Raw genomic sequence first — 24,430 nt, 5'->3', positions numbered from 1 at the left:
AACTTATACTATTTCTTCTTTTAAAAACTGAACTTCATACAGATTTTTATAATACCCGTTTTCTTTCTTTAAAAGTTCATCATGGGTACCTTGCTCCACGATATTACCAGAATCCATAACAATAATATTATCAGCCTTTTTAATTGTTGCCAGTCTATGTGCAATAATAATAGAGGTTCTTCCTTTGGTTATTTTATCGGTTGCGGTTTGAATAAGCTGTTCTGAATAAGAATCTACTGAAGAAGTTGCTTCGTCTAAAATTAAAATACTTGGGTTTGTAACGTATGCTCTTAAGAATGATATTAATTGACGCTGACCAGAAGACAACATAACACCTCTTTCTTTCACATTATAATGATATCCTTCAGGCAAACTAGCAATAAATTCATGAATTCCAATATCCTTAGCGGCTTGAATTACCTGAGCTTCAGTAACCTCAGGATTATTGAGCGTAATGTTACTTAAAATAGTATCTGCAAATAAAAATACGTCCTGCAATACTACTGCAATTTGAGTTCGTAAAGATGACAGCGTTACATCTTTTATATTGATACCATCAATTTCAATAACACCATCTTTAATTTCATAAAACCTATTTAGTAAATTAATAATGGTAGATTTCCCTGCGCCTGTTGCTCCAACAATAGCTATAGTTTCTCCTGCTTTGACATCAAAAGAAATTCCTTTCAAAACAATCTCATCTTCAATATAACTGAAATAAACGTTTTTGAAACTTATATTTCCTTTGAATGATTGAACTTCAACAGTTCCTGTATCATCAATATGAGACGTTGTTTCTAGAACTTTAAAGACTCTTGTAGCAGCAACCATACCCATTTGCAACGTGTTAAAGTTATCGGCAATTTGCCTTAAAGGCCTGAAAAGCATAGGAATAAACATAATAAAAGACACTAAATCACCTTCAGAAGCTGTTTTATCAAGAACCACATTTAAGCCTCCATACCAGGCAACCAAACCAATAGTTATTGAAGTTGACAATTCGGCAATTGGAAAGAAAATAGAGTTATACCAAACTGTTTTTAGCCAGCCCTTTTTATGACGCTCGTTTATTTCTTTAAAATTTTTGTATTCGGTTTCTTCTCTTGTAAATAGCTGCAAGATTTTCATGCCAGTGAGCCTCTCTTGCACAAAAGAATTTAAATTAGAAACTTCGGTTCTAACTTCTTCAAAAGCCTTTTTCATGTATTTCTGAAATACTCTTGTGGCATACAGAACCAACGGAAGCATAATGAACACAATTAAACTAAGCTTCCAATTCATAAACAACATGAACACAGAAACGACTATCATGGTAAGCAAATCCCTGAAAATGGTGAATAATCCTTGTCCAAAAATATCAGCAATACGTTCCATATCGGTCACAGCTCTTGTAATCAGGACTCCAACAGACGAATTATCATAATATTGCATTTTAAAACTTAGCAAATGATTGAACAATTTCACCCGAACATCTTTAACAACATTTTGCCCTAACCAACCAGAATAGAAAATAAAAAGCAATTGAAATACAACTTCTAAAAGGAGCATAACTCCCATAACAACCACATAAGGCAAAAAGCCTTCAACCGTTTTGGTTGCTATATTATTATCAATAGCTACTTGCAAAATTTTTGGCCTTACAGCACCAGAAACTGCTATCAAAACTACAGCAAACAGTACTCCGAAAAAGATTAATTTATAGGGTTTTATATAAATTAATAATCGCTTAAATAAGCTAATATCAAAAACTTGTTCTTTAGGTTTACTCATTTATATTTTTATATCTTTTGGATATTCAACTTCAATTAAATACAGTGCATGCGCCGGAACAGAATAGCCTGCTTCACTCCTGTCTTTAGATTTTATAATAGTGTGCAAATCTGAAATTTCCATTTTACCAATACCAATATTAATCATTGTACCAACAATGGCACGAACCATGTTACGCAAAAACCTATCTGCTTTAATGACGAAATGAAGCTCGTCTTCCTTAATTTGCCATTCAGCTTTCATAATCTCACAATTATACGTTTTTACATCGGTATTTGTTTTTGAAAAGCATTGAAAATCTTTATACTGAAATAAAATCTTTGATGCCTCATTCATTTTCTCAATATCCAGGTCTTTTGTAAAAAAATAAGCATTTTCAAAATTGAAGGCATTTTTTTTAAAAGCAATTCTATATCTGTACGTTCTGCTTGTCGCATCAAAACGTGCATGAGCTTCGGCTTTTACTTTAAAAATATCATGAATCGCGATGTCCTTTGGCAAAAAGGAATTTAGCTTAAAAACTAGATCTTCTAAATCAAATATAATTTCAGAATCAAAATGAGCAAACATTTGCAAAGCATGCACACCTGTATCTGTTCTTCCTGCACCAACAATAGCCATTTTATCTTTCAAAATGGTAGATAAAGCATTTTCTAAAACTTCTTGTACAGAAATAGCCTTAGGTTGATTTTGCCAACCATGATAGTCTTTGCCATTATAAGAAAGTTCAATAAAATACCTCAATCTAATTTGATACTTTTGTTAAAAACAACAAAGATAAATAGATTTACGAGTTTAGATTTACCATTAACACTTTATAATGATAAAAATATTATTGCTTTCTGATACCCATAGCTATATAGATGACGATATTTTGAAATATGTAAAAGAAGCAGATGAAGTTTGGCATGCCGGTGACATTGGAGATATTGTTGTAACTGATGCTATCAAGAAAATTAAACCTTTAAAAGCGGTTTTTGGCAATATTGACAATGCATCTATTCGCTCAGAATTTCCAGAGCATAACCGGTTTATGTGTGAAGATGTCGATGTATGGATTACCCATATTGGTGGATACCCAAAAGCTTATGATGTTAGAGTTAGAGAAGCCATAAAGAAAAATCCTCCAAAACTATTTATTTGCGGACATTCACATATTTTAAAAGTAATACCCGACAAACAATTAAATTTGTTGCATATGAATCCTGGTGCAGCTGGTAAACATGGATTTCATAAAGTAAGAACCATGCTTAGGTTTACTATTGACGGAGCAAAAATTGATAATTTGGAAGTTATAGAGTTTAGTAAACGTTATTAAAAAACCCAAAGCTTTCACTTTGGGTTTTAACGCACTAATACTACTAAGATGTTAGGTTTATCGCAATCGATCTACAGATTTTACGAGATCTTCATCCTTCTTAATGGCCTTATTGGCTAAGGCCAAAAACACGATAGAAATAACAGGAAGAAACATCCCAATACCTTTCTCAGAAACAATAGTTTCTCCAGATACATTTAGAGATTGATACACAAAAAATCCTAGTAAAAAAAAGTTTAATATGATGTTAAGTCGCCCCAAAACAAATTGAAGTTTCCTTTTTTTAAACATAAAAATCGATATTAAAGACAGTATTGCAGAACCTAAGAACAAACTTAAATACAATACTTCTTTAAAAGCATACACTATAGTTCCGTCTTTTGTTTCCCACAATGGAAATACAAAAATGAGTCCAGCAGAAATTCCTGCTGCCAAAATAAGATATATAGTTTGTATGCGTTGTAACATTTGCTTTTAAAAAACTAGATGGCAAAAATAATAGTTTCTTTTATAAAATACACTTAAATAATAAAAATAAAGTTGTATTATTGCAGTAATAATTCTCAACAACCACTACGGTAGGTTGTTAATTCTTCAGATTAAAAATCATTTTTTTCAGAACAACTCAAATTATATTCAAAATTATAATATTCAAGTAAACATCAAATGTTTGAAATTTCACAATTAAACGAAAAAAAACTCTCTGACTTACAGGAGATTGCACAAAAATTGAACGTTCCAAAATATCGTTCATTAAAAAAATCAGATTTAGTTTATCAAATTTTAGATCATCAAGCTACCAACCCAAAATCTGTAGCTGAAGTTATAAAACCAACAGAACCAAATAATGAAAATAAAACTGCTGCAAACAAACCAGCAGAAAATAGAGACAAAAAGCTTAGAGCTCGAATTAAAAAGCCAGTTAAAAATGTCGCAAATAAGACTGCTGAATTGCCTTTTGAAAATAAAGTTCCTGAAATTCAGGATAAACCAGCTGCACCAGTTATAGAAAAAAAGATTGACGAAAAACCAAGTTCAGATTCAGCAGCTAGGCCAACTAACGAAAACAAACCAAAGGACAATCAAAAAGCCCATCCAAAAAGAGAACACAATCCCCAACAAAAAAACCCAAATAAAAATCCAAATGCTGGAAATAGTAGCAATGGGAATAATAGCAATGTAAATAATGGCAATAAAGATAACAGAAACCGTTATCGTGAGCCTGATTTTGAATTTGATGCCATTATTGAAAGTGAAGGTGTTTTAGATATTATGCAAGATGGATATGGTTTTTTACGTTCATCTGACTATAATTATTTATCATCTCCAGACGATATTTATGTGTCTCAATCTCAAATCAGACTATTTGGGCTAAAGAAAGGTGACACCGTTCTTGGTCATGTAAGACCTCCGAAAGAAGGCGAAAAATATTTCCCTTTAATTAAGGTTATTAAAATTAATGGTCAAAGTCCAGATGTTGTTAGAGATCGTGTGTCATTTGAGCATTTAACACCATTATTCCCAAAAGAAAAATTCAATTTAGCTGAAAAACAAAGCACCATTTCTACTAGGATTATGGATTTGTTCTCTCCAATTGGAAAAGGACAAAGAGGTATGATTGTGTCACAGCCTAAAACCGGTAAAACCATGTTACTTAAAGATGTCGCAAATGCTATTGCTGCCAATCATCCAGAAGTATATTTAATGATTTTATTGATTGACGAACGTCCAGAAGAAGTAACAGATATGCAACGTAATGTACGCGGTGAAGTTATTTCATCCACTTTTGACAAAGAAGCTCATGAGCACGTAAAAATTGCTGATATTGTTCTTGAAAAAGCAAAACGATTGGTAGAATGTGGCCATGATGTTGTTATTCTGTTAGACTCAATCACACGTTTGGCAAGAGCATACAATACCGTGCAACCTGCTTCTGGTAAAATATTAAGTGGTGGTGTTGATGCCAACGCACTTCATAAACCAAAGCGTTTCTTTGGAGCTGCTAGAAATATTGAAAATGGAGGTTCCTTAACAATTATAGCAACTGCTTTAACTGAAACAGGCTCAAAAATGGACGAAGTGATTTTTGAAGAATTTAAAGGAACAGGTAACATGGAATTACAATTGGATAGAAAAATATCTAACCGTAGAATTTTCCCTGCTATCGACCTTACTTCTTCTAGTACTCGTAGAGATGATTTGTTACTAGATGCCAACACCATTCAAAGAATGTGGGTAATGCGCAAATATTTAGCAGATATGAATCCTGTTGAAGCTATGGAATTTATAAATGATCGCTTTAAACAAACCAGAAATAATGAAGAGTTTTTAGTATCTATGAATGGTTAATTAAAGTTCATTCTAAAAAAAATGCTTTGAGTTATCAAAGCATTTTTTTTTGTGCTATACTATTCAAAATTTGTCAAATAAAAAACCTCTCAAAAAGAGAGGTTCTTCAATATTATTTATCTAAAATTAATTATGCTAAAGAAGCTATATGCTTAGCTAAACCAGATTTAAGGTTAGCAGCTTTATTAACATGAATAATGTTTTTCTTTGCTAATTTATCTAACATAGATGAAACTGAAGGAAAAAAAGTCTCTGCCTCATTTTTATCAGTTAATTCACGTAATTTTTTAATAGCATTACGAGTTGTTTTATGCTGATATTTATTTACTAAACGTTTAGTTTCGTTACTTCTAATTCTTTTTAACGATGACTTATGATTTGCCATTTTAAATTTTGTTTTTTTTAATTGTAGCCCGTAGGGGAGTCGAACCCCTCTTACCAGGATGAAAACCTGGCGTCCTAGCCGATAGACGAACGGGCCATTTGTTTATAACTATGTAAATTTATTTTTCATTAATCTAAACTTACAGTGCTTTTCAAATAACTCTCAATGTTTCCATTGCGGATGCAAAAATACAACTATTTTTAAATGTCGCAATAGCTAGATAATATTTTTTTAAAAAAATATTATTAATACGCTTTTGCGAACAATACTCTACGTTTTGAAGGCAATCCTGAGAACACACAAACGCCTTCTTCTTCCTTGGTTTCCAATGGAATACATCTTATAGTAGCTTTTGTTAGCTCTTTTATTTTAGCTTCTGTCTCATTTGTGCCATCCCAATGTGCGGAAATAAATCCTGCTTTTGTTTCTAAAATAACCTTAAATTCTTCAAAAGTATTCACTTCTGTTATGTGAGTATCTCTATATTTTAATGCTTTATTAAATAAAGCTTGTTGTATTTCTTCTAATAATTCTTGTACAGTAGGTATTAAACTATCTAAAGAAACTGCTTCTTTTGTTAAAGTATCTCTTCTTGCAATTTCAACAGTTCCATTTTCTAAATCTTTTGGGCCAATTGCAATACGCAACGGTACACCTTGCAATTCGTGTTGTGCAAATTTAGCTCCTGGTCTTTGAGTATCTCTATTATCATACTTTACAGAAACACCTTTAATTTTTAAATCTGATGATATCTTATTAGCAACTTTTGAAATTGATTCCAAATCGTCTTCATTCTTATATATTGGAACAATAACAACTTGATTAGGAGCTAAACTTGGAGGCAAAACCAATCCGAAATCGTCACTATGGGTCATAATTAAAGCTCCCATTAGGCGAGTTGAAACTCCCCAAGAAGTAGCCCATACATAATCTTGTTTTCCTTCTTTATTGGCGAATTTAACATCAAAGGCCTTAGCGAAATTCTGACCAAGAAAATGTGATGTACCCGCTTGTAAAGCTTTACCATCTTGCATTAAGGCTTCAATGCAAAATGTTTCTTCTGCTCCTGCAAAACGCTCACTTTCCGTTTTTACACCTTGAATTACAGGAATAGCCATAAAGTTTTCTGCAAAAGTTGCATATACATTATTCATTAGTTTTGCTTCAGTTATTGCTTCTGCTTTTGTTTCATGCGCCGTATGCCCTTCTTGCCATAAAAATTCTGCCGTACGCAAAAATAAACGTGTACGCATTTCCCATCTTACAACATTTGCCCATTGATTTATTAAAATTGGTAAATCTCTATAGGACTGAATCCAATTTCTATAGGTATTCCAAATAATAGCTTCACTGGTTGGCCTTACTATTAGTTCTTCTTCTAATTTAGCTTCTGGATCAACTCTTAATTTTCCAGGTTTGTCAGGATCGGCTTGTAATCTATAATGTGTTACTATGGCACACTCTTTAGCAAACCCTTCGGCATTTTTTTCTTCGGCTTCAAATAGACTTTTTGGAACAAATAATGGAAAATAGGCATTTTGGTGACCTGTTTCCTTAAACATTCTATCTAATTCTGCTTGCATTTTTTCCCAAATAGCGTATCCGTAAGGCTTAATAACCATACAACCTCTTACTGCTGAATTCTCAGCTAAATCAGCTTTCACAACAAGTTCATTATACCATTTTGAATAATCCTCTGCTCTAGTAGTTAGTTTTTTGCTCATATGTGTGTTTTGGCACAAAAATTGTGACTATGTTAAATAAAAAAATAGTTCAACAAAACTAACTATTTTTGTTATGTTCAACAATAAAATAATAGAGATATGCAATTTATTAACTACCTAAAAAGAAAAATTCCATTTATGGCCAGCGTAAGTTTGCTATTTGGTTTATCATCATGTGGTTCTTACCAATATGTTGGAGTTGATAACGATGGCATTTATGGTTCTTCAAACCCTCACGTAGAATATCAAGAAGCCGTTGTTGAAGTTCAAAATAACAAGTCTGGCAATAATTATTATAAAAACTACTTTAGAGAAAAGTCTTTAGAATATGACAACTTAGTGAATGACAATGCCATTTTTACAGATATTGATGAATATCAAGGTGCTTATGTAGAAAATGATACTATAGACAATAATTATCAAGGCTATGCTGGTTGGGGTCAAAACAATAATAATGTAACCATAAATTATATTGATAACGGTTTTAACAACTGGGGTTGGAATGTTGGTTTTGGCTTAGGTTGGAATAATTATTATTGGAACCGATGGAATAACTGGGGTTGGGGATACTATGGCTCATATTATCCTTATTACGGTTATTATCCTTATTATGGTGGTTTCTATTCAAGCTGGTCTTATTACAATCCTTATAGATATTATAATTATGGGTATCCATATTATAACAATTACTATGGCTATAATAATTATTACAGACCCAGAAATGTATCATACAGTTCAAGCAGAAGAGGAAGTATAGCTACAAACTACAATTCTAATTCAAATAATCGTAGAAGTTCAGTAAACAACACCACTTCTAGATACAATACATCTTCTAGACACAATACATCAAGAAGAAGTAGCACATATACCAATTCAAATTCTGTAAATAGAATTAATAGTACAGGTAATAACGTTTACAATAATACACAAAGAAGAGCTTCAAGCATCTCTTCTCCTACATCAAACTCAACAACTCGTTCATCTTCTACTATTAGAAGAAGTTCTCAACCTACATCTACTTATAATAATTCAAGTATAAGAAGAAGTTCAGGATCTGCTTCAACTCCGTCAAGTAATTATAGCTCTGGCAGCAGCAGTAGAAGTAGTAGTAATAGTTCTGGAGTTTCTAGATCTTCAAGTAGTAGCAGTAGTTCTGGAAGCAGAGGAAGTTCAGGATCATCAGAAGGTAGAAGACGCGGATAATTTTTAAGACAAATCAAAAAAATTTAATATGAAAAAGTTAAACTTATTATTCATAGGCATCTTTTCTATGTCCTTTATGTACGGTCAGGATATTTCAGATGCACTTAGATATTCACAAGATGAAATTCAGGGAACTGCTAGATTTAGAGCTTTAAGTGGGGCTTTTGGAGCGCTTGGAGGAGACTTAAGCGCTGTTAGTTTAAATCCTGCTGGTTCAGCAGTTTTTACTAGAAGTTATGCTTCTTTTTCGGTTTCAAACTTAGACACCAAAAATGATTCAAAATATTTTAATGGTCTAGCCAGTTCATCTGATACCAAATTTGATGTTAATCAAGGTGGAGGCGTTTTTGTTTTTGCAAACAACGATACTAATTCACCATGGAAAAAGTTTTCATTGGGTATTGAATACGATAAAACAAGAAACTTTGATGATAATTGGGCTGCAAAAGGAACAAATACGAACAATAATTCTATTGATTTATATTTTTTAAATTATGCCGATGGTTTAAGACTAGATGAGATTTCTACTTTATCGGGAGAATCCATTTCAAATGCATACTCTGAAATTGGCGATTTATATGGGTTTGCACACCAACAAGCTTTTCTTGGTTATGAATCTTATATTCTGGAACCAGATTCAAATGATGATGCAAATACAACGTATTTTTCTAACCTTGCTAATGGTACTTTTAACCAAAATTACACTTATGCATCAACTGGTTACAATGGAAAAATAACTTTTAATGCAGCTGTTCAATATGAAGACAACTTATATTTAGGTATTAATTTAAATTCACATTTAATTAATTATGAACGTACAACATTGCTCTATGAAACGAATTCAAATAATGGTTCTTTAATAAATGAAATAGAATTTGATAATACTTTATCAACAACTGGTACTGGTTTTTCTTTTCAATTAGGAGGTATTTTGAAACTTAGCAATGAATTTAGAGTTGGATTAACCTATGATTCACCAACATGGCTTACTATTGAAGAAGAAACAAGTCAATATATAGCAACTGTATACAGCACAGATAGTCCTGTAATAATCAATCCTCAAATTGTAAATGTTTATCCTAGCTATAAATTACAAACACCAGGGAAATTAACTGGTAGTATAGCTTATATTTTTGGTGAACAAGGTTTATTTAGTTTTGATTACTCTCGTAAAGATTACGGTTCTACTAAATTTAAACCAACTTCTGACTCTTTTTTTGCAAGTCAAAACAACATAATGAGCAATGAGTTAACTGATGCTTCAACCTATAGATTTGGTGCAGAATACAGGGTAAAACAATTTAGTTTCAGAGGTGGTTATCGTTTTGAAGAAAGCCCTTATAAAGATGGAGTAACAGTGGGAGATTTAAATGGATATTCGTTGGGAGTTGGATTTAATTTTGGCAATACAAAGTTAGATATTACTTATGACCAAGCTAAAAGAAGCTATCAAAATCAACTTTACAATATTGGTTTAATTGACGCCGCTATGGTAGACAATAAAAATTCAAACATTACGCTTTCATTAGGTTTCAATATTTAAAATCTTTTAAAATATTATATTAAAAGCTTGAGCTAACTGGTTCAAGCTTTTTTATTTAAATAAATTCATTAATTCTATAAAAGCACAATACCTATTAATTATTAGTTAATTCAAAACATAACAAAAGTGAATTACTTATCTTTGCAGACTAAAAACTTGATTTTTATAACAAATGAAAATTGATAACACCATAGACGAATTTGATGCTTTAGGAAACGATCACATTGGTACTTCATCAAATACACCAATGCGAAATGATGCTTTTAAACTTTCAAATGAAGAAAAAATAGAGATTATTAAGGATGATGTACGTCATATTATGGAAACATTGGGTCTTGATTTAACTGATGACAGCTTAAATGGCACACCAAATAGAGTTGCCAAAATGTTTGTTAAAGAATTATTTAGTGGCTTAAATCCTGAAAAAAGACCAAGCGCATCAACATTCGAAAATAAATATAAATATGGTGAAATGCTTGTTGAGAAAAACATAACTGTTTATTCTACTTGCGAACATCACTTGCTTCCTATCGTTGGTAAAGCCCATGTAGCATACATTTCAAACGGAACTGTTGTTGGTCTTTCAAAAATGAATAGAATTGTTGATTATTACGCAAAAAGACCTCAGGTCCAAGAGCGTTTAACCATCCAAATAGTTAAAGAACTTCAAGAAGTTTTAAACACTCAAGACGTTGCTTGCGTTATTGATGCCAAACATTTATGTGTGAATTCAAGAGGAATCAGAGATATAGAAAGCAGTACAGTTACCTCAGAATTTGGTGGAAAATTCAAAGAAAAAGCAACTCGCAGAGAGTTTTTAGATTACATTAAGTTAGATACAAAGTTTAGTTAAAAATACCCTTCCAAAATCATGCAACTTTATAAGCAGCATCAAATAAAAATATACAATTCACTTACCGGACAAAAAGAAACATTTACACCAATTAACGAAGGCCATGTTGGCATGTACGTTTGCGGACCAACGGTTTACAGTAATGTCCATTTAGGAAATGTTAGAACTTTTATGTCTTTTGATGTCATTTTTAGATATTTAAAACATTTAGATTATAAAGTTCGTTATGTTAGAAATATCACTGATGCCGGTCATTTAGAAAACGATGCTGATGCTGGTGAAGACCGTATTGCAAAAAAAGCGCGTTTAGAACAAATTGAACCTATGGAAGTGGTTCAACGTTACACCGTTGATTTTCACAACATTCTAAATACATTCAATTTTTTACCGCCAAGTATCGAACCTACAGCAACAGGACATATTATTGAGCAAATTGAACTTATCAAAACTATTATTGACAACGGATTTGCATACGAAATAAATGGCTCCGTATATTTTGATGTACATAAATTTAATGAAACACACGATTACGGTAAATTAAGCAAGCGTAAACTTGAAGATTTAATTCACAATACACGTGAATTGGATGGTCAATCAGATAAAAAGAATCCACAAGATTTTGCACTTTGGAAAAAAGCTGAACCTCAACACATCATGCGCTGGCCATCTCCTTGGAGTGACGGTTTCCCTGGTTGGCATTTAGAATGTACAGCTATGAGCACCAAATATTTAGGTGAGCATTTTGATATTCATGGTGGTGGAATGGATTTAAAATTTCCTCATCACGAATGTGAAATTGCACAAAATGAAGCAGCCAAAGGGCAAACACCAGTAAATTACTGGATGCACGCCAATATGCTGATTATGAATGGTAAAAAAATGGCAAAATCTACTGGTAATTATATTTTACCAGGAGAAATTTTTACTGGCGAAAACAGTAATATTACCAAAGCCTTCTCTCCTAGTGTGGCTCGTTTTTTTATGCTCCAAGCGCATTACAGAAGCATTTTAGATTTTACCAATGATGGATTATTAGCAAGTGAAAAAGGATTTTATCGTTTAATGGATGCCATCAATCTTTTAGATAGTTTAAAAGCGTCTCCAACTTCAAACATAGACATAACTTCGTGGAAACAAAGTTGTTATGATGCTATGAATGACGATTTTAACACACCAATTTTAATTGCAAATTTATTTGAAGGCGTAAAATATATCAATCAAATTAAAGAAGGTTCTGCCACAATAACTTCTCAAGATTTAGTGATATTAAAAGATACCATCAATGCTTTTGCATTTGATATTTTAGGATTGGAAAATAGTTCAAAAAACGAGTCTGGAACTGATAAATTATCTGGAGCTGTTGAAATTCTAATCAAACTAAGACAAGAAGCCAGAGCTAACAAAGACTTTGCGCTTTCTGATAAAATTAGGAATGAATTAACTGCTGTTGGTATTGAACTAAAAGATGGTAAAGAAGGCACTTCTTTTTCGGTTAATTAAAATGTTGACGTGTTATTAGAATCTGAAACAAGTTCAGATTGACAATACTACACTACACTATGAAAAAAATACTTATTGCACCGTTTTTGTTTCTAATAAAAGTATATCAACTTTTAATATCACCGTTAACGCCTGCAACTTGTAGATATCATCCAACATGTTCTCATTATGCTAAAGAAGCTTTAGAAAAACACGGACTTTTTAAAGGTGGTTGGTTAGCTCTAAAACGTATTTTTAGTTGTCATCCTTGGGGAGGTTCTGGTTATGACCCGGTACCCTAATTTTGTCAGAAAAAAATTATAACTTCGTTTAACGTATGATATAAAACATTATAACGATTTCATTCATAATAGTTGTGTGTAATGCTGGAAAATACGTACTGATTTTAAGAATAAGTGCAATTATATCAATTATTCCAAATTTGATAAAAACAATAAAACGAGGTAAAAGCCAGCGTACGGCACCACATAAAATTTATGCTTAAATTTGAACTAAAAAGGAAACCGATTAACATCTAACAAGCGATTTGCGTGTCAGAAAATCTATCGATTTTATGTCGCACAAATCTTATAAAAATCGTTACCTGCAATTGAACAACGAATACAAACATGAATGAAAACTGTTCTATTTGATGCCATAAAGGAAGTAATAATTGTTTCTGATAAAGAAGTTGAAGTTTTAACTTCTGCTTTTAAAATCATTACTAAAAAGAAAAATGAATACTTGGTTGAAGAAGGTGCTTTGTCCCCAAACCTATATTTTATAACCAACGGATATGTAAGGTGTTTTTACTTAGATAATGGCAATGAAATAACAACTCAAATTTTATCTACTAAAGATTTTGTGACTTCATTTGAAAGTTTTTTAAATAATGATTCCTCAAAAGAAAGTATTCAGTGCATCTCTGATTGTACATTATTGTGTATATCAAAGACTGACTATGAAAATTTGTACAAAGAAGTTTCAAATTGGTCATTTTTTTGTAAAAGCGTATATGAAAAATATATTACAAAAATTTCAGAGAGAGTAAACTCACTTCAGAATCTGTCGGCATCAGATAGATATTTAAGGCTATTAAATACTCAGCCCAATATTGCTTTAAATATAGCTGTAAAGCATTTGGCTTCTTACCTTGGCATAAAACCTCAATCATTAAGTCGCATTCGAAAAGAGGTAATTAAGTAACATAAGTGATTTTTTTAGAAGCAGGTTGCTCGTAATTTTGAAAAAAAGTAAAATTATGAATAGCATAATCCCTATTTCACTTTGGTCAAGAGGCATGATAAATTGTTTCTTGATTAAGGGAGATAAAAAACACATATTGGTTGATACAGGCGTTCCAAATAGTGAAAAGAAAATCATAAGACAACTGAATAAATTTGGTATCGATAAAAAGGATATTGGATTAATAATTATTACTCATGCCCATATTGACCATTTTGGAAGTGCCTTCAAACTCAAACAAATTTTAAAAGCACCTATTTTGGTTCATCAACTAGACGTTGAATCATATAGAACAGGTAAAGCTGATATTTCAACTATGAAACTTAACAAACCTCAATGGTGGCTTTTCAAACAAATAATTAAAAATCAAAAAACAGAACCTTTCGAGCCTGAAATTTTAATTGAAGGAGATACTGAATATGATTTAAAGGAATGGGGAGTTAAAGGTAAAGTCATTCACACCCCTGGACATACTCCTGGTTCTCTATCAATAGTTTTAGAAAATGAAGAAGTTATTATTATGGATATGATGGCTTCTGGAATCCTACTAGGCGGAATAATGTTTCATAAGCGAGTAAAGCATCCTCCTTTTCATGATAATTTAACTGAACTTAAAAAGAGTTTTGATAAAATATTATTGGAGAAAGGGAAACGATATTATCTAGGACACGGTGGGCCAATAGATAGAGCACAAGTGATAAAATATTATGACAACCATCTTAAAAAAACAGGTAGCTCAGCATAAAAGTAGACAATTGTCCATATCCAGTAGATACGTGTAATGCTTATTAAACCATCAACTCTTTTTTAAGTCTAAAATTAAACCACTAATTAAACTAAATATGAGTAAATACAACTTAACTTTTCTTATCATACTATTTTTATTCTCTTGCAATTCAGATGATAATAATTCTATTCTCGAAAATTCAGATACTACTACAGACATCACAAAGCCTAAAGGACTATATACCAGTTCTTTTGGAAATGAAACTGCTTTAGATAATAATCAAGTTAATGGTTCGTTAATTCGCGTAAAATGGAGCGAAATAGAACCAAATGAAGGAGTTTATGACTTTTCAAGCATAGAGCAATTTCGTAAAATTATTAAAGCAAGAAATTTAAAGTGGAGTCTTGGTATTCTAGCTGGTGGAGATAGCCCTTTATGGTTGACAGAATCTATTGGCGCTGATTATTTTGAAATAACAGGAGTTGATAATACTGTAAAGAGAATCCCTAAAATTTGGGATACTAGGGTTAATGAAAGGCTCGCTTTACTTGCGGAAGCACTTTCGAACGAATATAATGAAGATGAAGATTTGGTTTTAGTATATGTTCCACAAATGACTGCAAATGGTATAGAAGGTCATTTTAATGGTGTAACAACAGATGAGCTTTTAGATGCTGGACTAACTTCAGACAATTGGGTTAATAGTGTAAAAGAAACAGCTAGGATATTTGCAAATGCTTTTACAAAAAAGGCAATAGCAGTTGAAGTCCACGACATAATGGAAGATACCTCAATTCCTAATAGAATAATGACAGACTTATGGAATGACAGCACTTTAAATCATCGTGTTGGAGCTGCAATGTGGTGGATTTCAGGGAAGACAACTTATCAACCTAACCTTATAGATGCCCTTACTGTATTTCAAGGAGATATATATGCGCAAGCTATTGGAAGGTCAGATCAAACAGAAAGATTTAAAGATAATGATTATACTACTATATTCAGTCAAGCACAAACAATAGGAATTAGATATATTGAACTTTGGGAATATGAATTTGTCAACGATACTTTTCCACAAGAATTTGATAGCTTTAACAATTATGCAAATACTAATTTTGAGTAAATGCACTACACACAACACCATGTAAAATTAATGGCTTGCTTCTATCCTACTTGGAAAATTCCGATAAAATTTTCCGCTGGCAACTATCTATTTACTAAATTAGTGGCTTAACCACGCCACAAATCTTATACATAAACGTTAAACGAAATAAGTTTTTTTATTTTTCAGGTATCTGCTTTAATATCTCTAAAACAAACTTCCAGTATTTTTGTACTGATGAAATTTGTGCACGTTCATCAGGTGAATGCGCTCCTTTAATATTTGGTCCAAAACTAATCATATCCATAGTCGGATAATTAGTTCCTAGAATACCGCATTCAAGACCGGCATGACAAGCTGCTACATGAGGTTTCGCTCCATTCATGTTTTCATAAAGATTTGCCATCAGTTTTAAAATTGGAGAATCCATATTTGGTGCCCAACCAGGATAATCACCTGAAAATTCCACTTCACAACCAGTCAACTCAAAACAAGCACGAAGTGTATTTGCCAAATCCATTTTTGAGCTTTCAACAGAAGATCTTGTTAAACAAGCAATCATAATCTCACCATCTTTCACCACTACTCTAGCGATGTTATTTGATGTTTCCACCAAATCAGGAATATCGGCACTCATTCTATACACACCATTTTGAGCAGCATACAAAGCCCTTGTTAAACCTTCCTGAACGCCTAAATCCATAATCATTTTAGGTGTTTCAATTTTAGAAATAACAATTTCTAAATCAGGTTCCATAGTTTTTAATTCTGCTTTTATACTGTCTGCTTGTTCTTTCATTTCCAAAAGAAAAGCTTCTTCATGAATGGCATCAATTGCTACAACAGCGTTACTTTCTCTAGGTATAGCATTTCGCAAACTTCCTCCATCAATTTCAGAAATACGTAATCCAAAATTCTCAAAACCATCAAATAACAAACGGTTCATTATTTTATTGGCATTGCCTAATCCTTCGTGAATTTGCATTCCTGAATGTCCGCCTTGCAACCCTTTAACCGTAATTTTAAACCCGATTTTAAATTCTGGGGTTTCCTCCTCTTTGTAAGTTCGCTTTGCTGTAACATCAATACCACCAGCACAACCAACTCCCAACTCATTATCTTCTTCTGTGTCTAAATTTAATAAAATACCACCAGAAAGCAAACCACCTTTTAAACCCATGGCGCCTGTCATACCAGTCTCTTCATCAATAGTAAACAAAGCTTCAATTGACGGATGTGGAATATCTGTGCTTTCCAATATAGCCATGATAGTTGCAACACCTAACCCATTATCTGCCCCAAGCGTAGTTCCTTTAGCTTTTACCCAATCACCGTCTACATACATATCAATGCCTTGGGTATCAAAATCAAAAACAGTATCATTATTTTTTTGATGAACCATATCTAAATGCGATTGCATCACTACGGTTGTTTTAGATTCCATTCCTTTGGTTGCTGGCTTCTTTATAATAACATTACCAACTTCATCAACCAAAGTTTCAAGACCAAGTCTTTCACCAAACTCTTTTGCAAAAGCAATAACGCGTTCCTCTTTTTTTGATGCTCTTGGTACAGCATTTAAATCGGCGAATTTATTCCAAAGTTGTTTTGGTTCAAGTTGTCTTATTTCAGAATTCATAATGTTTAAATTAAGTTTTACAAAGGTAACATATCTAATCAGGATTAATAAACATTTCCTTATTTTTGAAGCATGCTAAAACACAAAAAATTCCTTATTGCCCTTTTAATAATCCCACAATATCTATTGATAAAATGGGTTTCAAATTATCCAGAATTTATTGAGAGATATTATAGTAATGGCATATACCCTTATATTTCAAAGCTTTTTAGGCTTATGTTGGGTTGGATTCCTTTTTCGTTTGGTGATTTTGTATATGCTTTTGCTATTATTTATATTTTCAGATGGATTTTTAAAAATTTTAAACGAATAAAAACAGACACTAAAAATTGGTTTATTGATGTGTTTTCAGCCATATCAATCGTCTATTTTGCATTTCATTTGTTTTGGGGATTAAATTATTACAGATTACCACTTTATAAAAGTCTTGGTTTAAAATCTGAATATACAACGGAACAACTTGTAGAAGTGACTAAAAAACTCATTGAAAAATCGAATAAGATTCATGCAGAAATTATTAAAAATGATAGCTTACCTATTAACATTCCTTATAGCAAAAGAGACATTTTAAACATGGTTCCTTTAGGATATAATAATTTAGAGAAAGAATTTCCGCATCTTGAATATTCTACAAAAAGCATCAAAAAATCATTGTTCAGTTTACCATTAACCTATATGGGTTTTAGTGGTTATTTAAACCCTTTAACCAACGAATCTCAGGTTGATGCCTTAATTCCAGCCTATATTTTTCCAACAACTACAACCCATGAAGTTGCTCATCAATTAGGCTATGCCGCAGAAAACGAAGCCAATTTTATTGGTTGTTTGGCAGCTATTAATCATGATGATATTTATTTTAAATATTCTGGGTATACTTTTGCACTTCGCTTTTGTTTGAATGAAATTTACGGACGTGATGAAGAATTATTTGACTCTCTTTCTGAAACTGTTAATAAAGGTATCCTTATAAATTATAAAGACATGCGTGAGTTTTGGGATTCATATGAAAATCCGGCAGAACCACTTTTCAAAAAATCTTACAACACCTTTTTAAAAGCCAACAAACAATCCAAAGGCATGGAAAGTTATAGTTATGTAGTAGCTTTATTTGTAAATTACTTTGAAAACACCCCTATTCAATAAAATTTGGTTTATTCTACAAGTTCTGAATTCTCTGGTTTAACAAAAACTGTTGAGTCTGGTTTTTCTTTAGAAACCATTACATCAATAAATTCAACATCATTTCGTTTCTCAGTAATTTTTCCATCAACCACATTATACCATTGAATAGTTTTTGGTAACAACAATCCGTTAACATGTTGCCATTCGTTATACTTTATATAATGAAAATCTTTACTTTTTTCTTTTGAGAAATACGTCACTGTATATCCTAACCAAGTCATTTGAAAGGTTTCAGGATCATAATACATAATATATTCATCATCAGAAGACTCTCCTACTCCACTTTCATAAGATATTTTAATCCCTGGGTATTGTTTGCCATCAAATTCCAAAGCTGTAACGTTTTCATAATGAATGCCATTATCAGCCAACACAAAAGGCATCGCATAAAAATAAAACATAAGATTATAATAAAACTTCGGATTGCCCTTATAAGCTATTGTATCCTTATTAAGTAACCAAACGGCTTTTCCGTCAAAACCAATGCTGTGATTTGGCATCTCAATACGTGATTTTCTATTTTTTAAATTAACCGTGGTTATTTCATTACCATCAGGTTTTGGCATTGTAAAGGAGAGTGATTTCATATCATTCCAAACATCTAGACCTCCATGGGTTTTAAATACTTTGGAAATAGTTTCAGGATACTTTTTAGTTTCAACTATTGTTGGTTGAATATCTTCGTTTTCTATTTTTTTTGATTGCTTACAAGATATTGCTGAAATAATCAGAATTGAAAAAAGTATATGTTTCATGTGATTCAAATATTAGTTAGAGCTTTTTTTGTCGATAGTCAAAACAACACATTACAAAAAAGCTTTGGATTTAATTAAATCCAAAGCTTTAATAATTATCATATTCAACTTTATTTATTTTTTAATCAGTTTTTTTATCACTTCATAATCGTCTTCAATGATTTTTAAAAAATACAATCCACTTTTTAAATTAGACACATCGAGATTAACAGAGTTTTTTTGCAACTTTCTGGTTTTGTTAAGAATCAATTTTCCTTGAATATCATAGATGCGAACATTAATGACATCACTTAAGCTTTTATTGAATTTTAGCTCTACAGTGTTTTTTGTTGGGTTTGGAAAAACTGTAAAGTCAACATTATTTAACTTCTTATTTGAGAGGGTTTCAACAAATTCTGTTTCAAACGTATTGGTTACCACTGCTGGATTAAAATCAAAATAAATCTCAGCAGTATTAGGTATAATGTCACCAACTTTATACCCTGCTAAAGGTTTTATTTTATAATATACATAACCATGACTATTAGGTTCGTCATCACTTTCACTTGGCAAATTAATGCTATCAAATTTCCAATTAAGTTGATTATTGGTTCTAGTAAACACGTAATCATGGCTTGCACTGAGCATTTGAATGGTTGATTTATCTAATTTTGAATCTACAGTATTATCAATAGAAACATTTATAGCGTCAGCAGTTCCAACATTTTGAAACCTTATGGTGTAATATAAATAATCACTAGATGAAAAATCATCATAAAAAATTTCTGAACCATGAGATTCTGCAATATCGTTTGGGTCGTAGGAACCTACTACTGTTTCGATTAACGTAGATGTATTGTTTGATATATCTAAATCATCAACCGAATAAATTACTGTACTTGTTAACAAATCTCCTAAATTCACGGAAACAGGCGCATTCATATTTACCACAACATGTTCTGCCTTGTTTGGTTGTAAATTATTGAAATTTAAAATAAATCCCGTTGGAGTATTGGTGATTGAATTTCCTGAATCTAAAAAAATTACATTTTTAAACGTTATCAAATCATCTTTAATAAATTCGACAGAACCAGAAGTTACCGTTTCAATCCCTAAATTGCGAATTATCAAATTTGTGGCATAATCAAATCCAGGGCGTGGTGGATTAACTTGAGTTAAGTAAACTGCAACATCGCTACATTCCTTAATTTTAGTAACTGGAAAAACATAGTTAACCCTACTTCCATTAGCAACACTTACATTCTCGTATAAATAAGTTGTTAAATTATAACAATCATGGAATTCATCATATATACTGTATCCAATATCATATGTATCTGTTTCTACATTACTTATAATATTAAAAATTCCAGTTGAAGAATATAAAACATGTTTAATCCCATCATTATTTTTTTCATAAGTAAGGGTTCCACTTAAAAAATTGATTTCATCATTATCAAAAGTAGTATCACTATTAGCATCATAAAAAGCATTGATTTCTATAACGCCTGCTTGAGAGCAATCTCTTACTAATAGATCTAAAGTGGTAATTGTTGAACAACCTGTTAAAAGATTTTCAACTCTTACATATATTGTTTGTGGAGTAGCAAAATTGGTAAAATATGTTGGCAATGTATTTGTATTAACTTCAGCATCAGCTTGTGTTAAATGATATGATATTGAAACATCTGTTTGCTCTCCAATAATTTCTGCATCTTTAGAACTCAAATCGAAGGTTTCTATTCCATCTTCATTGTCATCACAAATCTCATAAGCATCAAGTAGACTCACAACTGGTGGAGTAAAAACTAAAAAACTAAAAGATGTTATTGCATAGCTTCCTTTGGTGTTTTCATCAACCCTAGCGAAAATGGTTTGTGAATTCGACACATTATAAATGGTAGGTAATGGATTTGTTTTGGTCTCCGCATCGGATTGGTTTAAATAATAGGACACCGTAAAATTATCCGAGTTCTGATTTCCTAAGATTTCAGCATTTTTACTCTCTAAATCAAATGTATAAATAGCATCAAAGTCATCATCACAGATATTAACACCAACCGGTGTATTAGCTTCAGCAAATAAAACTCTTAAATAAAAATATGAGGTTACTTCAACATAGCCAGTGTTTTTATGCTCTACTCGTGCATAAATATAATCTGCATTAGTCTTATTCACAAAACTAGAAGGATTAGAAATAGCATTAATACCATTAACAGCATCTTGTTGTAACTCATGATAAGTAATAACATAATTACTTTCATCATTTGTTCCACAAAATAAATTCACAGAGGTTAAGTCGAAAACAGCTATCCCGTCAGAATCATTATCATAAACATCTAAACTTGGTATATCTGTTACCAGCCTTTTAACCTCTATAGGATCTTCATTCGTCAAATATTCATAAGTTCCCCCAGAATTGATTGCATTTGCTCTAAAATAAATAATTTGTGGACTAGATATATTGGTATAAACTTCAGGATTAGCTATTGGATTTGTTTCGTTATCTCTATCTTCTTGTGTTAAGTAAAAAACTAAAGATTCATAATCTTCTGGAACTTCTCCTTGTGGTGGACATAAAGAATAAAACCCAAATAAATCAACTAAATTAAAAACCGAAAAACCATCATCATTATCATCACATGCATAAGCTGGTGTATATCCACAAGGTGGAGGTAGTCCTTGAATTTGGGCAAACGCTGAAATTGATAAAAAAATGAATAGAACGAAAAGTAATAGATGTTTCATAATTGTAGTAAATTTGCAAATCAAACATAGTAAATAATTGGCTACAAAATCAATATCTAGCATACAAAACCAATTTATTCGACAATTGGTTCAATTAAAAGACAAGTCTCGTGAACGAAAAAAAACAGGTTTATTTTTAATTGAAGGTGAGCGTGAAATTTCGCTTGCCATTAAAGGAAAGTACAATATTGAAACCGTTTTATTTTGTCTTGATTTTATTTCTGAAAAACAAATCAGTGAGTTTTCAAATCAACAAATTGACTTCATTGGAATTTCAAAAGAAGTCTACGAAAAACTTGCTTACAGAGATACTACTGAAGGTATTCTTGCTGTTGCCAAAAGTAAAAATCATTTGATTTCTGATTTAAAATTCAAAACAAAAAGTCCATTGATTTTAGTAGCCGAAGCACCAGAAAAACCTGGTAATATTGGAGCACTTTTAAGAACTGCCGATGCTGCCAATGTAGATGCTGTAATTATTGCTAATCCAAAAACCGATTTATACAACCCAAATATCATTCGCTCTAGTGTAGGTTGCGTGTTTACCAATCAAGTGGCAACAGGAAACACTTCAGAAATAATTGAGTTTTTAAAAACTAAAAACATCCGTATTTTTTGTGCGGCTTTACAAGCGTCAGTAGCATATCATACCCAAGATTTCACAAAATCTACTGCAATTGTTGTTGGCACAGAAGCAACTGGATTGAGTGATGACTGGCTAAAAGAATCCAATCAAAACATTATTATTCCAATGCAAGGAGAAATAGACTCTATGAATGTATCTGTTGCTGCTGGAATTCTTATTTTTGAGGCCAAAAGACAACGTAATTTTAAATAATTCGTCATTACGAGAAAAGTATAACCGAAGTAATCTCATAAATTGAAATTATAATAAAAATAGATTGCCACGACTTTTTTAAAAAAGTCTCGCAATGACAAAAAATATAAAATATGACTCCAAATATTCTTTTCTACATTATTATAGCAATTATTATCATAAATTTTGTAGTTGATAAGGTTTTAGACGCTTTAAACGCTAAACATTATAATGATAAACTTCCACAAGATTTAAAAGATGTTTATGATGAAGCTGAATACAAAAAATCACAAAACTATAAAGCTACAAATTACAAATTCGGACTTTTAACCTCTACTTTTTCAATAGTATTGACTTTAGGTTTTTTGTTTTTTGATGGTTTTGAGTTTGTAGATAACATTGCTAGAAGTTATACAGAAAACACCATACTTATCGCTTTAATTTTCTTCGGAATTATAATGATTGGAAGTGATATTTTAACCACTCCTTTCTCTTACTACAGCACGTTTGTTATTGAAGAAAAATTTGGTTTTAACAAAACAACTAAAAAAACCTTTTTTCTAGATAAGCTAAAAGGCTGGCTCATGATGGCCATTGTTGGTGGTGGTATTTTAGCGCTTATTATCTGGTTTTATCAGCTTACAAAAACTCAATTTTGGTTGTATGCTTGGGCTTTAGTAGCTGTTTTCATTTTGTTTATGAATATGTTTTACGCAAAACTTATTGTACCAATATTTAACAAACAAACACCTCTAGAAACTGGAAATTTAAGGGACAAAATTTCTGAGTATGCACAAACAGTTGGTTTTAAACTAGACAAAATTTTCGTGATTGATGGATCAAAACGAAGCACCAAAGCCAATGCTTATTTTTCTGGTTTTGGAAGCGAAAAACGTGTCACCCTTTATGACACTTTAATTAATGATTTAGATGACGACGAAATTGTTGCGGTTTTAGCACATGAAGTTGGGCATTACAAAAAAAAGCATATCATTTTTAACCTCTTCACTTCCATAATGTTAACTGGAATCATGCTTTATGTATTATCGCTTTTTATATCCAACCCTATATTATCAAATGCTTTAGGTGTTGAAACACCAAGTTTTCACATTGGTTTAATAGCATTTGGATTGTTTTACTCACCTATTTCTGAAATTACTGGGTTAATCATGAATTTATTCTCCAGAAAATTTGAGTATCAAGCTGATGATTATGCTAAAAACACTTATAAAGCAGAACCATTAATTACATCTCTAAAAAAATTATCAAAAAATAGTTTGAGTAATTTAACACCACATCCTGCGTATGTATTTATGCATTATTCGCATCCAACGTTATTAGAACGGATTACTAATTTGAGAAAGTAAGTTTCTCTGGTTAGTCATTACTAGAAATGAGGTATGAATGACGAAGTAATCTTAAGAAATATAACTGATTTTAAAAGATTGCCACAGTCGTTCCTCCTTCGCAATGATGATTGCTGGCAGATGCGTTAACGATTGCAGCGGCATCCTTTTTCATGTTGGCTCAAATGAATTTTTTGAGTAAATTTTTATCAAGAACATAAAAAAGATATAGCGAAAAGCGTGTTAAAACGCCCAAAATCAAAGAT

At 31.8% G+C, this 24,430-nt stretch carries 21 protein-coding genes and 1 tRNA gene; 13 read left to right on the top strand and 9 right to left on the bottom strand.

From position 1 onward, the window contains the following. Positions 1–3 precede the first annotated feature (3 nt). Together V8G69_RS04275 and truA are read right to left on the bottom strand one after the other, a co-directional pair. Positions 4–1,770 carry an ABC transporter ATP-binding protein gene (locus V8G69_RS04275; RefSeq protein ID WP_394880570.1) on the bottom strand — a complete coding sequence of 589 codons (1,767 nt, stop codon included), beginning with the start codon at positions 1,768–1,770 and terminating at the stop codon, positions 4–6. Beyond that, positions 1,771–2,514: a tRNA pseudouridine(38-40) synthase TruA gene (gene truA / locus V8G69_RS04270; protein WP_394880569.1), complete on the bottom strand. Its 744-nt coding sequence runs from the start codon at positions 2,512–2,514 to the stop codon at positions 1,771–1,773. Positions 2,515–2,590: 76 nt separating this feature from the next. Here truA and V8G69_RS04265 point away from each other — a divergent pair, with 76 nt between their 5' ends. Further along, positions 2,591–3,088: a metallophosphoesterase family protein gene (locus V8G69_RS04265; RefSeq protein ID WP_394880568.1), complete on the top strand. Its 498-nt coding sequence runs from the start codon at positions 2,591–2,593 to the stop codon at positions 3,086–3,088. A gap of 57 nt (positions 3,089–3,145) precedes the next feature. On the opposite strand, the gene V8G69_RS04260 is transcribed toward V8G69_RS04265, so the two are convergent. Then, on the bottom strand, positions 3,146–3,556 hold the full coding sequence (locus V8G69_RS04260) for a DUF4293 domain-containing protein (RefSeq protein WP_394880567.1): 411 nt from the start codon (positions 3,554–3,556) through the stop codon (positions 3,146–3,148). Between the two features lie 198 nt (positions 3,557–3,754). On the opposite strand from V8G69_RS04260, the gene rho reads away from it, so the two are divergent. Continuing rightward, entirely contained in the window at positions 3,755–5,437 is a 1,683-nt protein-coding gene (gene rho / locus V8G69_RS04255) for a transcription termination factor Rho (RefSeq protein WP_394880566.1), read from the top strand. Positions 5,438–5,567: 130 nt separating this feature from the next. On the opposite strand, the gene rpsT is transcribed toward rho, so the two are convergent. From rpsT to proS, 3 genes are all read right to left on the bottom strand, one after another. Beyond that, positions 5,568–5,822 (bottom strand): 30S ribosomal protein S20, encoded by a 255-nt coding sequence (gene rpsT / locus V8G69_RS04250; RefSeq protein ID WP_394880565.1) that lies wholly within the window; start codon positions 5,820–5,822, stop codon positions 5,568–5,570. Between the two features lie 24 nt (positions 5,823–5,846). Then, positions 5,847–5,918: transfer RNA gene (locus V8G69_RS04245), tRNA-Glu, on the bottom strand. Positions 5,919–6,067: 149 nt separating this feature from the next. After that, positions 6,068–7,546 carry a proline--tRNA ligase gene (gene proS / locus V8G69_RS04240; RefSeq protein WP_394880564.1) on the bottom strand — a complete coding sequence of 493 codons (1,479 nt, stop codon included), beginning with the start codon at positions 7,544–7,546 and terminating at the stop codon, positions 6,068–6,070. A gap of 99 nt (positions 7,547–7,645) precedes the next feature. On the opposite strand from proS, the gene V8G69_RS04235 reads away from it, so the two are divergent. The 8 genes from V8G69_RS04235 (at position 7,646) to V8G69_RS04200 (ending at position 15,719) form a co-directional block, all read left to right on the top strand. After that, positions 7,646–8,749: a hypothetical protein gene (locus V8G69_RS04235; protein WP_394880563.1), complete on the top strand. Its 1,104-nt coding sequence runs from the start codon at positions 7,646–7,648 to the stop codon at positions 8,747–8,749. A gap of 28 nt (positions 8,750–8,777) precedes the next feature. After that, positions 8,778–10,292 carry an OmpP1/FadL family transporter gene (locus tag V8G69_RS04230; RefSeq protein ID WP_394880562.1) on the top strand — a complete coding sequence of 505 codons (1,515 nt, stop codon included), beginning with the start codon at positions 8,778–8,780 and terminating at the stop codon, positions 10,290–10,292. Positions 10,293–10,464: 172 nt separating this feature from the next. Continuing rightward, entirely contained in the window at positions 10,465–11,145 is a 681-nt protein-coding gene (gene folE, locus V8G69_RS04225) for a GTP cyclohydrolase I FolE (RefSeq protein WP_394880561.1), read from the top strand. Positions 11,146–11,163: 18 nt separating this feature from the next. Beyond that, positions 11,164–12,645 (top strand): cysteine--tRNA ligase, encoded by a 1,482-nt coding sequence (cysS, locus tag V8G69_RS04220; RefSeq protein ID WP_394880560.1) that lies wholly within the window; start codon positions 11,164–11,166, stop codon positions 12,643–12,645. A gap of 59 nt (positions 12,646–12,704) precedes the next feature. Continuing rightward, positions 12,705–12,926, top strand: coding sequence for a membrane protein insertion efficiency factor YidD (gene yidD / locus V8G69_RS04215; protein ID WP_394880559.1), 222 nt, complete (start codon positions 12,705–12,707; stop codon positions 12,924–12,926). Between the two features lie 331 nt (positions 12,927–13,257). After that, a complete protein-coding gene (locus V8G69_RS04210; protein ID WP_394880558.1) occupies positions 13,258–13,830 on the top strand; it encodes a Crp/Fnr family transcriptional regulator in 573 nt (190 codons plus the stop codon). A 55-nt stretch (positions 13,831–13,885) separates the two neighbouring features. Continuing rightward, complete coding sequence (locus V8G69_RS04205; RefSeq protein WP_394880557.1) at positions 13,886–14,614, top strand: MBL fold metallo-hydrolase; 729 nt, start codon at positions 13,886–13,888, stop codon at positions 14,612–14,614. A 97-nt stretch (positions 14,615–14,711) separates the two neighbouring features. Beyond that, on the top strand, positions 14,712–15,719 hold the full coding sequence (locus tag V8G69_RS04200; RefSeq protein WP_394880556.1) for a hypothetical protein: 1,008 nt from the start codon (positions 14,712–14,714) through the stop codon (positions 15,717–15,719). A 157-nt stretch (positions 15,720–15,876) separates the two neighbouring features. Here V8G69_RS04200 and V8G69_RS04195 read toward each other — a convergent pair whose 3' ends face one another. Continuing rightward, complete coding sequence (locus tag V8G69_RS04195) at positions 15,877–17,337, bottom strand: aminoacyl-histidine dipeptidase (RefSeq protein WP_394880555.1); 1,461 nt, start codon at positions 17,335–17,337, stop codon at positions 15,877–15,879. 72 nt (positions 17,338–17,409) lie between these two features. Between V8G69_RS04195 and V8G69_RS04190 the strand changes: the two genes are divergently transcribed. After that, positions 17,410–18,480, top strand: a complete 1,071-nt coding sequence (locus V8G69_RS04190; protein WP_394880554.1) for a DUF3810 domain-containing protein — start codon at positions 17,410–17,412, stop codon at positions 18,478–18,480. An 8-nt stretch (positions 18,481–18,488) separates the two neighbouring features. Here the strand turns inward: V8G69_RS04190 and V8G69_RS04185 are convergent, their stop codons facing one another. Continuing rightward, positions 18,489–19,274 (bottom strand): DUF6503 family protein, encoded by a 786-nt coding sequence (locus V8G69_RS04185; protein WP_394880553.1) that lies wholly within the window; start codon positions 19,272–19,274, stop codon positions 18,489–18,491. A 114-nt stretch (positions 19,275–19,388) separates the two neighbouring features. Continuing rightward, a complete protein-coding gene (locus tag V8G69_RS04180) occupies positions 19,389–22,001 on the bottom strand; it encodes a T9SS type A sorting domain-containing protein (protein ID WP_394880552.1) in 2,613 nt (870 codons plus the stop codon). Positions 22,002–22,038: 37 nt separating this feature from the next. On the opposite strand from V8G69_RS04180, the gene V8G69_RS04175 reads away from it, so the two are divergent. Next, on the top strand, positions 22,039–22,839 hold the full coding sequence (locus tag V8G69_RS04175; protein WP_394880551.1) for a TrmH family RNA methyltransferase: 801 nt from the start codon (positions 22,039–22,041) through the stop codon (positions 22,837–22,839). 113 nt (positions 22,840–22,952) lie between these two features. After that, positions 22,953–24,185, top strand: coding sequence for a M48 family metallopeptidase (locus V8G69_RS04170; protein ID WP_394880550.1), 1,233 nt, complete (start codon positions 22,953–22,955; stop codon positions 24,183–24,185). Positions 24,186–24,430 lie beyond the last annotated feature (245 nt).

This window comes from Gaetbulibacter sp. M235 (genome assembly GCF_043876835.1).
Taxonomy (GTDB): domain Bacteria; phylum Bacteroidota; class Bacteroidia; order Flavobacteriales; family Flavobacteriaceae; genus Yeosuana.
This window is presented reverse-complemented; position numbering and strand designations above follow the sequence as displayed.

Bases quoted from the DNA above. Each gene is read 5' to 3' on its own strand.
- V8G69_RS04275 (WP_394880570.1), bottom strand. From the start codon at position 1,770: ATGAGTAAACCTAAAGAACAAGTTTTTGATATTAGCTTATTTAAGCGA.
- V8G69_RS04265 (WP_394880568.1), top strand. From the start codon at position 2,591: ATGATAAAAATATTATTGCTTTCTGATACCCATAGCTATATAGATGAC.
- V8G69_RS04260 (WP_394880567.1), bottom strand. From the start codon at position 3,556: ATGTTACAACGCATACAAACTATATATCTTATTTTGGCAGCAGGAATT.
- rho (WP_394880566.1), top strand. From the start codon at position 3,755: ATGTTTGAAATTTCACAATTAAACGAAAAAAAACTCTCTGACTTACAG.
- rpsT (WP_394880565.1), bottom strand. From the start codon at position 5,822: ATGGCAAATCATAAGTCATCGTTAAAAAGAATTAGAAGTAACGAAACT.
- proS (WP_394880564.1), bottom strand. From the start codon at position 7,546: ATGAGCAAAAAACTAACTACTAGAGCAGAGGATTATTCAAAATGGTAT.
- V8G69_RS04235 (WP_394880563.1), top strand. From the start codon at position 7,646: ATGCAATTTATTAACTACCTAAAAAGAAAAATTCCATTTATGGCCAGC.
- V8G69_RS04230 (WP_394880562.1), top strand. From the start codon at position 8,778: ATGAAAAAGTTAAACTTATTATTCATAGGCATCTTTTCTATGTCCTTT.
- folE (WP_394880561.1), top strand. From the start codon at position 10,465: ATGAAAATTGATAACACCATAGACGAATTTGATGCTTTAGGAAACGAT.
- cysS (WP_394880560.1), top strand. From the start codon at position 11,164: ATGCAACTTTATAAGCAGCATCAAATAAAAATATACAATTCACTTACC.
- yidD (WP_394880559.1), top strand. From the start codon at position 12,705: ATGAAAAAAATACTTATTGCACCGTTTTTGTTTCTAATAAAAGTATAT.
- V8G69_RS04210 (WP_394880558.1), top strand. From the start codon at position 13,258: ATGAAAACTGTTCTATTTGATGCCATAAAGGAAGTAATAATTGTTTCT.
- V8G69_RS04205 (WP_394880557.1), top strand. From the start codon at position 13,886: ATGAATAGCATAATCCCTATTTCACTTTGGTCAAGAGGCATGATAAAT.
- V8G69_RS04200 (WP_394880556.1), top strand. From the start codon at position 14,712: ATGAGTAAATACAACTTAACTTTTCTTATCATACTATTTTTATTCTCT.
- V8G69_RS04195 (WP_394880555.1), bottom strand. From the start codon at position 17,337: ATGAATTCTGAAATAAGACAACTTGAACCAAAACAACTTTGGAATAAA.
- V8G69_RS04190 (WP_394880554.1), top strand. From the start codon at position 17,410: ATGCTAAAACACAAAAAATTCCTTATTGCCCTTTTAATAATCCCACAA.
- V8G69_RS04185 (WP_394880553.1), bottom strand. From the start codon at position 19,274: ATGAAACATATACTTTTTTCAATTCTGATTATTTCAGCAATATCTTGT.
- V8G69_RS04180 (WP_394880552.1), bottom strand. From the start codon at position 22,001: ATGAAACATCTATTACTTTTCGTTCTATTCATTTTTTTATCAATTTCA.
- V8G69_RS04170 (WP_394880550.1), top strand. From the start codon at position 22,953: ATGACTCCAAATATTCTTTTCTACATTATTATAGCAATTATTATCATA.